Annotated in this window: 12 protein-coding genes and 1 pseudogene; 9 read left to right on the top strand and 4 right to left on the bottom strand. The window is 36.3% G+C overall.

Annotated features, from left to right (window positions below; genetic code table 11):
• Position 1 precedes the first annotated feature (1 nt).
• Both EL165_RS11060 and EL165_RS11055 read right to left on the bottom strand, forming a co-directional pair.
• Positions 2-913, bottom strand: a complete 912-nt coding sequence (locus EL165_RS11060) for an ABC transporter ATP-binding protein (RefSeq protein WP_002977150.1) — start codon at positions 911-913, stop codon at positions 2-4.
• A gap of 107 nt (positions 914-1,020) precedes the next feature.
• Positions 1,021-1,371, bottom strand: coding sequence for a T9SS type A sorting domain-containing protein (locus EL165_RS11055; protein ID WP_002977152.1), 351 nt, complete (start codon positions 1,369-1,371; stop codon positions 1,021-1,023).
• 118 nt (positions 1,372-1,489) lie between these two features.
• Between EL165_RS11055 and hemB the strand changes: the two genes are divergently transcribed.
• Positions 1,490-2,479, top strand: coding sequence for a porphobilinogen synthase (hemB, locus tag EL165_RS11050; protein WP_002977154.1), 990 nt, complete (start codon positions 1,490-1,492; stop codon positions 2,477-2,479).
• An 80-nt stretch (positions 2,480-2,559) separates the two neighbouring features.
• Here the strand turns inward: hemB and EL165_RS11045 are convergent, their stop codons facing one another.
• Positions 2,560-2,853 (bottom strand): TM2 domain-containing protein, encoded by a 294-nt coding sequence (locus EL165_RS11045; protein WP_002977156.1) that lies wholly within the window; start codon positions 2,851-2,853, stop codon positions 2,560-2,562.
• A gap of 187 nt (positions 2,854-3,040) precedes the next feature.
• Here EL165_RS11045 and lptB point away from each other — a divergent pair.
• The 3 genes and pseudogenes from lptB to EL165_RS11030 all read left to right on the top strand — a co-directional run.
• A pseudogene (lptB, locus tag EL165_RS11040) lies at positions 3,041-3,766 on the top strand (LPS export ABC transporter ATP-binding protein); the annotation flags it as partial.
• Positions 3,767-4,270: 504 nt separating this feature from the next.
• Positions 4,271-5,998, top strand: coding sequence for an ABC transporter ATP-binding protein (locus EL165_RS11035; protein WP_050791132.1), 1,728 nt, complete (start codon positions 4,271-4,273; stop codon positions 5,996-5,998).
• A gap of 61 nt (positions 5,999-6,059) precedes the next feature.
• On the top strand, positions 6,060-7,013 hold the full coding sequence (locus EL165_RS11030) for a helix-turn-helix transcriptional regulator (RefSeq protein ID WP_002977162.1): 954 nt from the start codon (positions 6,060-6,062) through the stop codon (positions 7,011-7,013).
• A 210-nt stretch (positions 7,014-7,223) separates the two neighbouring features.
• Here EL165_RS11030 and EL165_RS11025 read toward each other — a convergent pair whose 3' ends face one another.
• Positions 7,224-7,715: a DinB family protein gene (locus tag EL165_RS11025; RefSeq protein WP_002977164.1), complete on the bottom strand. Its 492-nt coding sequence runs from the start codon at positions 7,713-7,715 to the stop codon at positions 7,224-7,226.
• 173 nt (positions 7,716-7,888) lie between these two features.
• Here EL165_RS11025 and EL165_RS11020 point away from each other — a divergent pair, with 173 nt between their 5' ends.
• The 5 genes from EL165_RS11020 (at position 7,889) to EL165_RS11000 (ending at position 13,492) form a co-directional block, all read left to right on the top strand.
• Positions 7,889-8,473, top strand: a complete 585-nt coding sequence (locus tag EL165_RS11020) for a hypothetical protein (protein WP_002977166.1) — start codon at positions 7,889-7,891, stop codon at positions 8,471-8,473.
• Positions 8,474-8,808: 335 nt separating this feature from the next.
• Positions 8,809-11,229: a TonB-dependent receptor plug domain-containing protein gene (locus EL165_RS11015; protein WP_002977168.1), complete on the top strand. Its 2,421-nt coding sequence runs from the start codon at positions 8,809-8,811 to the stop codon at positions 11,227-11,229.
• Between the two features lie 156 nt (positions 11,230-11,385).
• Positions 11,386-11,955 (top strand): cob(I)yrinic acid a,c-diamide adenosyltransferase, encoded by a 570-nt coding sequence (locus EL165_RS11010; protein WP_041461407.1) that lies wholly within the window; start codon positions 11,386-11,388, stop codon positions 11,953-11,955.
• Positions 11,945-12,574 (top strand): thiamine diphosphokinase, encoded by a 630-nt coding sequence (locus tag EL165_RS11005; RefSeq protein WP_002977172.1) that lies wholly within the window; start codon positions 11,945-11,947, stop codon positions 12,572-12,574. Before EL165_RS11010 ends, EL165_RS11005 begins: the two co-directional genes overlap by 11 nt.
• Positions 12,575-12,616: 42 nt before the next feature.
• Positions 12,617-13,492, top strand: coding sequence for a tyrosine-protein phosphatase (locus EL165_RS11000; RefSeq protein WP_002977175.1), 876 nt, complete (start codon positions 12,617-12,619; stop codon positions 13,490-13,492).
• The last annotated feature ends 24 nt before the right edge of the window (positions 13,493-13,516 follow it).

Raw genomic sequence — 13,516 nt, 5'->3', positions numbered from 1 at the left:
ATTAAGAATGGTTACTTACAGCATTAATAAACACTTCATTCATACTCGGGATTCTTTCGTCGAATGATCTTACTTTACCTACCTGTACAAGGTCAAGGAGAATATTATTCTGGCTTTCTTCATTTTTCAGGTCAAAGGAAACAAGGTTGTTTTCATTCGATAAATTGAAAATCTCATACTTATTTCTGAAATTTTCAAACTGATCGTTATTGACTTCAGAAAGCGTAATTCCGAAAATATTTTTCTTGAATTTTTCTCTTACATCAAAAACTCTTCCGTCAATGATTTTCTTCGAATTGTTGATCAAAGCCACGTAATCACACATTTCCTCCACACTTTCCATTCTATGGGTAGAAAGAATGATCGTTGTTCCGTTATTTTTAAGATCAATAATCTGATCTTTAATTAAATTAGCATTTACCGGATCAAAACCCGAAAAAGGCTCATCAAGAATCAAAAGATGAGGTCTGTGAAGAACCGTAACTACAAACTGAATTTTTTGAGCCATCCCTTTAGAAAGTTCAGAAAGCTTTTTCTTCCACCATTGGTCAATATTCAGTTTTTCAAACCATTTTTTGGCTTCGTTCAAAGCATCACTTTTGGTCATTCCTTTCAGTTCCCCGAAATAAAGGATCTGATCACCAACTGTCATGTTTTTATACAGCCCTCTTTCTTCAGGCATGTAGCCAATGTCTTTAATATGGTTGGGGTTCAGTTTCTGTCCGTTGATAAAAATATCTCCCGAGTCTGCCTGGGTAATTTGATTAATGATACGGATGAAAGAAGTTTTTCCGGCTCCGTTAGGCCCTAAAAGACCGTAAATACTGGCTTTTGGAACATGGATGCTGAAATCATCCAGGGCGACCTTTTTTCCGGCGTTATAGGTCTTTTTAATATGTTCAGCTTTTAACATTAAATTGTTCTTTTTACAATTAGTATAAAAAAGTTCCGAAAGTTACGGAAATATTAAAACAGAATTAATGTAAAAGAAAAAATCCTGATGATTATCAGGATTTTAATTTATTGTTTCACGATTTGAGTAACTTTCTGCGTGTTGTCACTTAATATATAACGGATCATATATTTTCCGGGTTTCAATTTTTCAATATTGATCTCTCCGGAATTCATATTTACCGTATAATTGGCAACCTGCATACCCAAAATGGAATAGAAAGTTACACTTTTGATTCTTAAAGAAGAATCTTTTGCCTTAATAATAAGGAAGTCCTTTGCAGGATTTGGATAGGCAAGCAATACACCATCATCCGCCTTTTGAGTGATGGAACCCGGCTCTCTAAGCTGAGCTTTAAAATTGTTGGAAAATCCAACAAAAGTGCCTACAAATAGAAATAAAAGTAAAAGTTTTTTCATCAAATTTATAATTTCTCGAATATATATAACAAATGTAATACATTCTGCAATTGCATACAATAGTTTTTTGCAGAACTTATATTAAATTTGTAGAAACTTATTCAAAAAGTATTCCAAAATGATACATTCAAGAAATAGAAGACTTAGAGTTAATGAATCTATCAGAAGTCTGGTAAGAGAAAATGTGCTTACAACTGATGATTTTGTAATGCCGATCTTCGTAATGGAGGGCGAAAACAAGCAGGAGGCAATCCCGTCTATGCCGGGAATTTTCAGGCGCAGTATCGATTTAACAGTGAAGGAATGTAAGGAATTATTTTCTTTGGGAGTAAAAGCTGTCAATTTGTACATGAAAGTGTCAGAACATCTGAAAGACAATACAGGAAAAGAAGCGTGGAACAAAGACGGATTGATGCAGAATACCATCAAGGCTATCAAAGATGCCGTTCCCGGAATGATTGTTATGCCAGATGTAGCTTTGGATCCTTACTCGATCTACGGACATGACGGAATCATTGAGAACGGAAAAGTGCTGAATGACGCTACCAATGACGCATTGGCAAGAATGTCAGTATCTCATGCAGAAGCAGGAGCCGATCTTGTAGCACCAAGTGATATGATGGATGGAAGGGTACAGGTTATCCGTGAAGCATTGGAAGAAAGCGGATTTACAGACGTAGGTATTGTAAGTTATGCTGCCAAATATGCAAGCTCTTTTTATGGGCCTTTCAGAAGTGCTTTGGATAGTGCTCCGAAGGACAACATGGAAATTCCGAAAGATAAGAAAACCTATCAGATGGATTTCCACAATACCCGTGAAGCATTGAATGAGGTATTTAAAGATATAGACGAAGGAGCGGATGTTATCATGATCAAGCCGGGACTGCCTTATCTGGATATTGTTTCCAAAGTACGTGAAGCCATTGATCTTCCGATCGCAGTATACAATGTAAGTGGTGAATATGCTATGGTAAAAGCAGCTGCCCAAAACGGCTGGCTGGATAATGACAAAACAATCATTGAAAGCTTAACATGCTTTAAAAGAGCAGGAGCAGATATGATCTTTACGTATTTTGCAAAAGAAGCGGCGATCTTATTAAATAAATAAGATAATATTCATTCAAATAAAAATCCGGCTGTTCTGATCAGAACAGCCGGATTTTCCATTATTAATTAGTTCATTATTTTTTATAACCAACCCTTTCTGCCATACACATATGTGTCATCGAATTGTTTGTCACTCATAAAGAGATATAAAATACCTTCAATAAAAGGGATAATAGAGGCAGCTCCAAAAGTGACAACGTTAAGGACCAGCTGAATAATAGCTTCTTTCTTATAGCCCAGATAAAATTTATTTAAAGCCAGCCAGCCAACAAGGATTCCCAATAAGGCAGCAGGGATTTTCTTTTCTGAACGGTAAGGGACACCGCTTTGCTGGTTCTGTACATTTTCTGTTTTTGTGTAACCGTAATTTTCCATTGCTTAGTATTTTGTAATTGATTGATATGTTTTACAATAAGTAGTTTAAAATGTTAAAAAGTTACAAGAAGCAAAAGAGTGGAAAGCCAAAATTGCAAATTCATTTAATTCCCCTTCTGCTATCTACCTTTTCGCCTTTTTGCTTTTTCGCCTATCTGCGAGTTTATATTTTTGATATATTTGCCCTATGATTTTACGAGGAGAAAACTTAATCAAGGAATACGGTCCTAAAAAAGTTGTAAAAGGCGTTTCTGTACAGGTTCAACAGGGAGAAATTGTTGGTTTGCTGGGTCCCAACGGAGCAGGAAAAACCACATCGTTTTATATGATCGTAGGGTTGGTTAAGCCTACTTCAGGGAAAATTTTTCTGGATAAGCAGGAGATCACTACCGATGCCATGTACCGTAGAGCTCAAAAGGGAATCGGGTACCTTGCTCAGGAAGCTTCAGTTTTCAGAAAATTGTCTGTGGAAGAAAATATTATGGGAGTATTGCAGCTGACCAAACTTTCAAAACGTGAGCAGCAGATCAAATGTGATGAACTTATTGAAGAGTTTTCTCTGCAGCATGTCCGTAAAAACAGGGGAGATCTTCTTTCCGGAGGAGAAAGACGTAGAACAGAAATTGCACGCTGTCTTGCTACAAGTCCGAACTTTATCCTTCTGGATGAGCCTTTTGCCGGGGTAGACCCTATTGCGGTTGAAGATATCCAGAAAATTGTAAGAAGCCTTGTTGATAAAAACATTGGAATTTTGATTACCGATCACAACGTACAGCAGACCCTGGCAATTACCAATAAAACGTACATTATGTTTGAAGGAAAGATCCTTAAAGAAGGACTTCCTGAAGACCTTGCGAACGACCCGCAGGTACGAGAAGCTTATCTGGGTGAGAACTTCGTCTATCAGAGTATTTTAGATAAGCCTAAAAAGAAAAAATATGCCTATAACATCTGGGCAGGAAACTTTGATTCAAAAGCACAGCTGCAGGGATTTGTGGATGAAAATTTTAAACAGTTTGATGACCTGAGACTCATGTATGGCTTCGAGGATATCAGTTTTGCTTCATTAGCCAACTCTGAAATTGAACATATCTTTAATGATATCGTAGATAAAAATGCCAATAACTCCTTTGTTTTCCAGAAAAAAGAAATCAACAGCCAATATTCTTTAGAACAGGCAGAAGCAGAGTCTAAAGAAGCCAGCAGAAAAGAACTGCACTACCTTACGACTTATATGTATGAAGGATAAAATATAAAGCATTTATTTGCTGAACATGATAATAAAACGTACCTTTTTCTTTTGAAAGCGGTACGTTTTTCATTTAAAATGATTTCTATGGCTAAACCTTTTAACAGAACTGTCACCTTATTCGGAATTTATAAACAGCTTGTCCCGTTCATCAGACCTTACCGATTAATGATCTACGGAACCCTGTTTCTTACATTTCTCGGGGCTCTGGCAGCACAGGTTAACCCGATAGTTTTGAAATACACGGTAGATGAGGTTACCGAACTTACCCATCTTCCACACCCGATGTCAGAAGGGATTCATATTCTTATCATTATTTCCGTTATTTTATTGGGAAAGGAACTCTTAAACATTTTTATCAACTTCGGACAGAAATTTTATGGGGAAAAGATCAGGATCAATGTCAGTTCTGTATTGGCACAATCAGCAATTGATAAGATATTGACCTACAGAGTTGCCTATTTTAATGACGAAAACCACGAATCCGGAAAGTTACAGATCAGGATAGACCGTGGAATAGAAAGCCTGACAAGACTGGTGCAGAATTTTTTCATTGATATCTTACCATTATTTTCCAATGCAATCATAGCACTGATTATTATGTATATGCAAAATGTGTATGTGGGGCTTGTCTCCACTATTATTGTTCCAATCTACTTTTATATCAGTTCTCTGCAGGCTAAAAAACTGAGCGGGGTCCGTCGCCAGCTTAGAAATCAAAGAGAAAGAAAAACATCAGGACTTCTGAACCTGATCAATTCCATTATGGTGATTAAAAGTTTTGTGCGTGAAAAATTTGAAGGAAAGAAACAATATGATCTTCAGATGGAACTTATGGAAAGCCAGATGGTGACTAGAAGAACCAACTTTATTTATGATGGTTTAAAAACCTTTATTGAGCAGTTCGGTGTGGTTTTGATTATCCTTTTAACCGTTTATTTGGTTCTTGATCAGCAAATGACCATTGGTGCGATCATGCTTCATATTATGCTTTTCAACAACGTTTCTGCACCTATCCGCCAGCTTCACAGGATTTATGATGATATGAACGATGCCATGATTTATGCCGAAGGGTATTTCGATATTTTAAATGCCGATGAAGAAACTGAACCGAACGGAAATTTTGTAGAAAGAGAAATCAAAGGAACTTTTGAATTAAAGAATGTTGATTTTACCTATCCCAACGGTACAAAGGCTTTACATAATGTTTCCATGAAAATTGAAAACGGGAAAACAACGGCTTTGGTAGGACTTAGTGGTGCGGGAAAATCAACAGTAATCAATCTTTTGTGTAAATTTTATCTACCCGATTCCGGAGAAATTCTTTTGGATGGTGTAAACCTTAATGAATATGATAATACTTTTTTAAGAAGCGATCTTGGATTGGTTCTTCAGAAAAATCATATTTTCCAGGGAAGTATTGAAGATAATATCCGGTACGGAGATATGAATGCAAGTTTTGAAGAAATTCAGGAAGCCGCAAAAAAAGCTTATCTGCATGAGCAGATTATGGATCTTCCCGAAAAGTATCAGCATGATGCCACACAACTTTCAGGGGGACAGCAGCAGAGAATTGCCATTGCAAGGTTGTTCCTTAAAAATCCTCCGATTATCTTTCTGGATGAGCCAACAGCCAGCCTGGACGCCATTGCTACGGAACAGATCAAAAACTCTCTGGATGCCATAAAAGAAGGAAGAACAGTGATCATTATCTCCCATTCCCTGTCACAGATTCTGGATTCTGATATCATTTATGTAATGAAAAAAGGAAGAGTGGTTGAAAATGGAACTCATGATGAGCTCTACAATAAAGAAGGTACTTACCGTGAGATTTTTGATGCCTCTGCCCGCAGTCTTAATCTCGATAAACTGGTGAATACTTTTAAAGAAAATTAAAGTCAAAAAGCCATCTCATTTATAGGTATACCTCAAAAAAGAATTTTAGCTTTGTTACATAATGAACGACCACTACCTTAAAAAACTTGATCGGGTAACGGCTATCCTTACCCAGTTACAGTCGAAACCTGTTGTACGCGCACAGGATCTGGCTGAAAAGTTCGATGTAAGTATAAGAACCATTTATCGCGATGTGAAAACTCTGGAAAATGCAGGCATTCCTATTGTTGGAGAAGCTGGCAACGGATATTCTTTAATGGAGGGTTATAAGCTTCCTCCGATTATGTTTACCAAAGAAGAGGTCTTAAGTTTTATTACTGCCGAAAAGCTGATGCAGAAATTTTCCCATCAGAGCCTGGGTAATCATTATCAGGCCGCCATGGAGAAAGTACGGTCGGTATTGAAATATTCTGATAAAAATCTGATCAAAAATATAGAAAAGCAGATTGATGTTTTCAGCTTTCATACAGATTCGGGCGACTCACTAAAAAATGTGATTCCTATTATTCTTGAAAGTATCGCAGAGAAAACGCAGCTGATTATAAAATATCAGACGGTAGACGGAAGGGTGAATCACAGAACTATTGAAACCGTCGGGATGTTTTTTGAATTTAATTTCTGGTACATCATGGCGTTCTGTACTTTAAGGAAAGATTTCAGACAGTTTCGTATTGACCGTATCCTTGAAATTTCAAAAACGCAGAATCCTTTTTTACAGGAATACGGACAGGTAAATGATTACCGCAAAAAATCAAATGGAAATAAAGAAAGAGCTAAACTTCTGGTAGATAAAAAGGTCATGTCTCACCTGGTGAATTCTAAAAAATATTACGGACTCATAGAAGAAGTAGAAACCGAACAAGGGATGGAACTTACTTTTGAAACTGAATGGATCAGTGACGGTTTCCCCCGCTGGCTCATTACTTTTGCAGATTATGCTACTGTTCTTGAACCGGAAAGTCTTCGCACAAGATTGAATGAACTGCTGAGAAAAATGACAGAAAGACATCAGTAAAACCCCAACAGATAGCTGTTGAGGTTTAAAGACTTAATTGAGGCAATAAATGAAATGGCTTGAAGCGAAAAAGGCAAAATTGCAAATAAGCAGATCTGTTGTGTCGCTAAAAATGATAGTAGTTGGTATAAGTTGAAGAAAATCACAATTAATAAAATAGGCAGATTTTCTTACAATTAAGCTTTTTGCAATTTTACCTTTTTACTTTTATTAGAATCTTTCCCAGAAGAATGGCGGTTCAATACCTAGAGCTCTTAGGTAAACATATCCCTGACCGCGGTGGTGGATTTCATTGTCAATGAAATAAAGAATATTTTCATACACCGGGAATTCATATTGTCCGAAAAGGTTGAATACTTCCTGGAAACGCTCTTCAGAAATCTGATTGAAATAGTGATTGATCACTTCTGTTTCTTCATCCCATTTTTTTAATAGCTCTTCTTTAGAAGTAGGATTGAAGCCTTCTTCATTATAACCTTCCATATTTCCTTCAATGATTCCTTTCAAAGCGGGACCTGCAATGCTGATCATCTCAGTGGCAAGTTTTGCAAAAGGTCTCATCCCTCCGACAGAAAATTCAAATAATTCTTTTTCAGGAAAAGCTTCGATTACTCTTCTTGTAAGATTTCTGTGTCCCTGCCAGTCTTTTAATAACTGATCTGTGGTCATAAATTGTTTAGTGGCTGTGGCTGTAGTTGTCATAATATTATTGTTTTTGTTTGTTGTTGATACAAAGGTAAGATGGAGCAATGACAACAGTTTGTCAGTAGGATTTCAGGGATTAAAAAAATATTTTTTTCTTTGCTAAAAATATCCTGACCACTTTTCCGTTAAAAAGAAAGGATATTAATAAAGAAATTGCTATTATTAGAATTATGAAGACGTATATTTTGCCTGCTATCACCACTTTTTTATTAGTATCATGCAATAAGATTGAGGAGAAAATAGACCAGACTGTTCAGAAAACAACCGAAACCGTACAGCAGAAAGCACAGCAGGCTGTAGAAGAAACAGTGAAAAAGACAGTCAATGAATCTGTGAATTCTCTAATTAATTCCGAAGACGTTAAGTTTAACACTGTTTTTCCGGGTGCAGGAGTAGACATTATTTCCGAAGAGAAAGGAAAAAAGATCAAAATTCCGGGAAGACCGGAAGGTTATATCTTTAAATACAAAGCGGATATTGCTGTTTTACTGCCGTTTTTAGAAGCGCAGCCCACTTCTGATGAAAGTAAATCTGATAAAACTGCCCGTAAGATTGACGGACAAAGTATTATAGATAAAATAAGCTTTCTGTCAAAATTCCTGCCTGACAATACCTTTGATGCCAAAATTCTTGAAGATATTAAGTCCGATAAAAACATCCGGTATTATAAGCTGAAAAGATTTCCTAACAGTAGTACCATTATCTACAACCCAAAAAATCAGACCATCATACAATACGTAGAGGTAAATAAATAATTTGGATATGGCCGGTTTCTCCCGGCCATTTTTTATTCCCATTTATTGCAAGCCATAAGCGAAGCAACCTCAGCCCGTTGAAAATTACTTATCAGAACAAGTAAAATCATATTTATTTCTGATGTTAAGTAATTGATTTTTTTATACAAATAAGATAATATTGATTTATTTTTTTTCATGTTATTAATAAATCACTTTATGTTTTGTGGATTAATTATTATTTTAACGAAATGGTATGATTTTAGTAAATATGAAATGGAATTATTATCATATATTTTATTTTTATGATTAATGTTGATTTTTTTATTAGATTTATTGAATATTTAATAATCAACATGAAAAAGAATTTATTTAATGGTAAAATTTATGCATTAGTATTAAGCGGAGCTGGTGCTATGGGATATGCTCAGGACAGCATAAAACAAAATAAAATAGATGAGGTTGTGGTTACCACGGGTAGAACCAAGCCAAGAACCATCATTACCTCAGCTATTCCTATAGATAATATTTCTGCTGTACAATTAAAATCTACAGGACAAACTACTTTTGACAAAGCTTTAACCTATGCTGTTCCATCTTTTAATTCATCTCAACAAACTGTTTCTGACGCTACGGCTCATTTTGACCCGGCAGACTTAAGAGGTTTAGGGCCTTCCAGAACATTAGTTTTAGTGAATAATAAAAGAAAAAATCAAAGTGCTCTTATTTATGTAAACGATACGCCGGGAAAAGGTGAAGTAGGTACAGATCTGAAGAGTATTCCTTCAGCAGCTTTACAAAACGTAGAGGTCTTGAGGGATGGAGCATCTGCACAATACGGATCTGATGCTATTGCAGGCGTAATCAATATTATTCTTAAGAACAGTGTTGGAAAAAGCACGGTCAATCTTTTTTCAGGGATTACTTCAAAAGGAGACGGATTTAATATCGGAGCAGATTTTAATACAGGAATCAGGGTAGCAAAAAACGGAAGCCTGAACCTTACATTAGGTTTTTCATCCCAAAATAAAACAAACCGCGCAGGTTCTGTTACAAAAGATGAACTTTTTGGCGTGGATAATGCCTGGACGCAGGCTAATCCCGGTTTAGGGATGATCATTGGGCAGCCGCAGACAAAAGTTGCCAATATGTTTGTAAATTTTGAATTGCCAACCAGTGAAACGGGTAAATTTTATGCCTTTGGTGGTACAACCTATAGAAATGGGACCAGTTACGGCTTATATCGAACACCTTATTGGGTAACTTCCGATTTTGGTTTGTTAACACCAAAAGGACAGCCTTACAATGGATTTCAGCCGGAATTTAAAACAGATGTATATGATTATAATTTAACTTCCGGATGGAAAGGGATGTTTGGAAAATGGAGTTTTGACGGGAGTGCAACATTTGGTTCTAATGCAGTAGATTATGTGGTAGGAAATACCATTAATGTATCTTTGGGAGCAAATTCACCCACCCGTTTTAAAGCAGGTGGCCATCAGTTCAGTAATATTATAGGGAATATAGATATCAGCCGGGATTTTGGCTCGTTTGTTTTAGGTGCCGGAGCTGAAGTGCGCAATGAAAACTATCAGGCGAAAGCAGGAGAAGAAGCATCTTACATAGGAAGCGGTGCGGAATCATTTCCGGGACTGCAGCCTCAGAATGAAGTCAATAAAAACCGTCAGAACATCGGGGCTTATATAAATGCTGAATGGGATGTTACCAAAAACCTCTTGTTTGGAGGAACTGTGAGATATGAAAACTTCAGTGATTTTGGAAATAATGTTTCCTGGAAAGGAAATGCAAGATATAAATTGCTGGATGATAAGTTAGTTTTCCGTGGATCTGTTTCTACAGGGTTCCGAGCTCCTTCATTACACCAGATTTACTATTCCAATGTTCAGACCAAAATTACCGGGAATACAGTAGCTAATCAGGGTACCTTTAATAATGACTCCCAAATTATAAGATCTGATCTTGGTGTACCAAAATTAAATGCTGAAAAAGCCTTTAATATTACCGGAGGATTAGCTGTAAAACCTTTTAAAAACCTGACTATTACAGCAGATTATTATAGAATAAAAATTAAAGACAGGGTGCTTTTTTCAGGGGATATAGGTTACAAAACCGGTGCTCCGGGAAGTCCGGATCTGACCAATCCTGTGGAAGTCATATTGAACAATAATAAAATAACTTCCCTGAAATTTTTCACCAATGCTGTAAATACAGTTACTCAGGGAATAGATTTCGTTGCCAATTATTATACTTCTGCTATTGGCAAAGGAAGGTTGGGAATTATTGCTGCTTTCAATTATAACGAAACTAAAATAGTAGATAATATTGCCGTTCCGCCTATTTTGGCTCAAAATGGTTACTCAGAAAACTTTTTTGACAGAAAGGAACAATCCAGAATTATCTCTGCAAGGCCAAAAACAAAAACTATCCTCAGTCTTTCATATGATATTTCAAAGTTTAATTTTAACTTAAACAATACTTACTTTGGTTCTGTTACCTGGCAGCACGCTACTGATCCTGCCAAAGATCAGACGTTTTCCGGTAAGGTAATTACAGACATAGTTTTAACTTATAAAATCACGAATGATTTTAAAGTTTCAGGAGTTGTAAACAATTTATTTAATATATATCCGGATGTAATAGACAGCAAAGGGGATGTAGTAACAGATTTGGGAGGAAGGTTCAGATATCCATGGGAAGTAAACCAGTTCGGATTTAATGGAACCACTTTTCAGCTCAATGTCAATTATACTTTTTAATCTGAAAGAAAAAGTAACTCAAAAGACATAAAACCTACCTATGCAAATATTAACTGACATTAATTTCTAATGTCAGTTTTATTTTTTTCAGATAGGATAGGGATCTATTACGACATTTTACTTTTTACATTGTATAAAAAAAGGTATTTTAGTCCTATGAAAATTTATACTAAGACAGGAGATAAAGGTCAGACTGCATTGTACGGCGGAACAAGAGTTTCCAAAGCCAGTGCAAGAGTAGACAGTTATGGAAATATAGATGAGCTGAATTCATTCATTGGAATAGCAAAAAGTCATATTGAAGATGAAGAAGTGCTGAGACAACTGAAAAAGATCCAGTTTGATTTATTTACAGTAGGCTCAGAAGCAGCAACGCCTGTGGATAAGCTAATGTTGGCCAACGGAAAATCACGCCTTCCGATCATCATTTCAGAAACAGAAATTGAAGAACTTGAACAATGGATGGACGCCTTCGATGAAAAGCTGGAACCGCTTCAGTATTTTATTCTTCCCGGAGGAGGAAAACCTGCCACTTTTTTGCATGCAGCAAGAACAATCTGCAGAAGAGCGGAACGTTCATTGGTTTTCCTGAATGAATCTGAAGAAGTACGTCCTGAATTGATCAAATATTTAAACAGACTTTCAGATTATCTTTTCGTGTTGGCTAGATATATCTCAAAACTTAACAACGAACCGGAAGAATACTGGAACCCGAATGAAAGATAAAGCATTACTTTTCATCAACGGAGATGCTCCAAAATCATTACCCGATCTTAATAATTATGGATTGATAGCGTGTACAGACGGCGCTTTTCATTATTTGAAAAGAATGGGATTTCCTATGGACAGGCTGGATTTTATATCCGGGGATTTTGACTCGCATTCCGGGTCTGATGAAAATATTTATGACGAAAAATTTATCCACACTCCGGATCAGAATCAAACAGATTTTTATAAAGCTTTGGATATAATCCTTGAAAGAGGCGTAAATAAAGTTGATATTTTTGGTGGAAGCGGGGGAGAACAGGACCATTTTCTGGGAAACCTTACAGTTGCCTACGCATTCAAAGATCGTATGGAACTGAAGTTTTATGATGAATATTCAGAATATTATTTTATCCCCAAAAACTTTAAAGTAGAAGGAGTACAAAATAAAATGATTTCCTTATATCCCTTTCCTGTAGCAGAAAATATTGTAACAAAAGGCTTAAACTGGCCGTTGGAAAATGAAAATTTATCCATTATTTCAAGAATTGGAACCCGGAATTTCGCCGTTGAAGACGAAGTTGTTATCGGATATGAAAAAGGAGATCTGTTGATTTTTATAGGAACGGATTATTTATAATTTACTGCAATCTATCAACTGGCTTTATCCAAAATTTAACATTTGAATACATTCATAAGAATATCAGTTTTCACTATTTCATTATGCTGCATTTTATCCTGTAAAACACAGCATTTTGGAAAGCCGGAATATGGAAAAAATGAAACTGAAAAAGTAATTCACCTTAAGAAAGTAACCAATTTCCGGACTGTAGGAAATATCAAAAATACGGAAGGAAGAACGTTAAAAGAAGGAAGGTTTTACAGGAGTGCCCATCTTCATAAGCTTAAAAAGAGATCTTTTGACCGGTTTGATGAATTGGGAATCAGAGAAATTATTGATCTCAGGAATTCAAAGGAAATCGCTCAGAAACCTGATCAGATTCCTGCAGAAAACACATATAAGAAATATTCAGCGTTTGAAGATGAAGGCGATCAGCTGTCCCAGGCAAAAAAACTGGTCCTTAAAGGTAAAGTGAACGCGTCTGATGCGGATAAAAGGATGATCGATTTTTACCGTGAATATGTTACGGAAAATCCCGAAACCATAAAAACGATTATTACCGAGGTGTTGGAGTCCAAAGACCCTGTTCTTTACCACTGTACTGCCGGTAAGGACAGAACCGGGATTATTACAGCGTTGATCCTTACCATTCTGAAATTTGATAAGGAAACCATTTACAACGATTATCTTTTATCCAACAACTACAGAAAAGACCTTGTTCAGAAAAGACTCCGCCTTGCCAACAGGTTACATTTCCTTTATCCGAAGATGGATTTACAGGTGTTGGAAAAGCTGAGCTGGGTAGAAAAAAGATACCTTGATGCGGCTTTTGAAGAGATCAATAAAAAGTATGGCTCTGCAGATGCTTATATCCAGCAGGTATTGGGGATTTCAGATACCAAAAGAAATGAATATATTCAGAAGTTTACCTATTGATTATCAGATGTAAATTTTTCTGAG

The sequence above is a fragment of the Chryseobacterium gleum genome, from assembly GCF_900636535.1.
Taxonomy (GTDB): Bacteria; Bacteroidota; Bacteroidia; order Flavobacteriales; family Weeksellaceae; genus Chryseobacterium; species Chryseobacterium gleum.
Note: the sequence above shows the minus strand (reverse complement) of the source record. Positions and strands in the feature narration are given on the sequence as shown.